2 protein-coding genes are annotated in these 1,289 nt (G+C 38.8%); both read right to left on the bottom strand.

Annotated features, from left to right (window positions below):
• Positions 1 to 86: 86 nt before the first annotated feature.
• Positions 87 to 614 carry a hypothetical protein gene (locus LZU85_RS20840; RefSeq protein ID WP_237288453.1) on the bottom strand — a complete coding sequence of 176 codons (528 nt, stop codon included), beginning with the start codon at positions 612 to 614 and terminating at the stop codon, positions 87 to 89.
• Positions 615 to 748: 134 nt separating this feature from the next.
• Positions 749 to 1,195, bottom strand: a complete 447-nt coding sequence (locus tag LZU85_RS20835) for a GyrI-like domain-containing protein (protein WP_140277319.1) — start codon at positions 1,193 to 1,195, stop codon at positions 749 to 751.
• Between the last annotated feature and the right edge of the window lie 94 nt (positions 1,196 to 1,289).

The following is a 1,289-nucleotide window of genomic DNA, read 5'->3' as shown; positions in this document are numbered from 1 at the left end:
TTCAATGCTCAGAGATGGCTGTATGTGGAATGCAGATAACGCCAAAAATTAACTATTGACGCCATAGTCTCTTGTTAGGCAAATTTCTACTCTTTAATTATCTTTATCAGATCATCTTTAGATATTTTCGTATAACGTGAAAATAGCATTTCTAAGTCACGTTCCGATTTATCTCGCAAAACATAAGTGAAGTTTTCTTGGTCAGGGATCCTAATATGTACATTACCCAAATAAGCTACTTTTCCTGACGTCACTTCGAAAGGAATAGAAAACCTGTCCTTAGAAGAAACTTGAAGGGGCGCTACTAGCCGAAAAATATCATACTTGCCCTGAGGTAGTTCTAGAATCACTAGTCTCCCTTTTTCCTTTGAAGCCCAGTCTAAAGGGTTTCTGTTTGTCCATAATGTAACATCCCCTTTCTCTGTACCATCCTCATTTTGATACTGTAGAAAAAAGTTTTCCAAAATACCTTCAGTGGTAAAAGAAAAAACCACAAGACCTCTATTAGATTTTTCGTCTAAACGATAATCCAATGGTGCATTAAATGATGCACAAGAAGTAAGTGTTAAGGAGAGAACTATGTATATTAAGTATCGAATCATTTTAATTTCCATTTATTTGCCTAACGCCGCGTTAAGTAGTGAGCAACCACCACCTTACCTAAACCATTACACCGTAAACACAAAACTCAATTTGAACAGAGAATGCCACGCGTTGCGAATCTGTCTTAAACGCTTTGTTATGTAAATTATTTCAGCGCAATGTAGACACTAACCTTGCTAGCACTTTCATAGTGCTCAAAGTCTGTTGTATATGCCCTTTCATGCTCACAACTCTGAGAGCTAAAGTGAGACCAAACCGACTGCCACGCAGCAATAACGGCAGCAGGAAACTCGCCTTCGGCTTCAAACTTTAGGTAAGAGCCAGAAAGTACAGATACTGATGACAGTTCAACATTTGAAGATGAGACTTTGTCCGAACCCATTAATACGTCAAAGTATCCATTCACATCTGACTCATAATTACAGTAGACACTATATGCCCTTGCTCCAGATTGATAGTCGATAACTACATTCGTATCAACGTACTCAACATGCTTTGGAATATTCGCCGTCTCTGGATTCATTTCAATTTCATTGCGAGTTCTTAGGACTAAACCTTGGATTTCAAACCCTTTTACTTCAACGACTTCCATTTTTCACTCCATTTACATAACGCTGCGTTAAGGGGTGAATGCCGCACAAACCAACTTCCCGCAGACCACTTTCACCACTAAAACTAACCGCATA

Source organism: Vibrio floridensis (genome assembly GCF_021852965.1).
Classification (GTDB): Bacteria; Pseudomonadota; Gammaproteobacteria; order Enterobacterales; family Vibrionaceae; genus Vibrio; species Vibrio floridensis.
This window is presented reverse-complemented; position numbering and strand designations above follow the sequence as displayed.

Coding starts and splice junctions, on each gene's coding strand:
- LZU85_RS20835 (WP_140277319.1), bottom strand. CDS start 1,195: ATGGAAGTCGTTGAAGTAAAAGGGTTTGAAATCCAAGGTTTAGTCCTA.
- LZU85_RS20840 (WP_237288453.1), bottom strand. CDS start 614: ATGGAAATTAAAATGATTCGATACTTAATATACATAGTTCTCTCCTTA.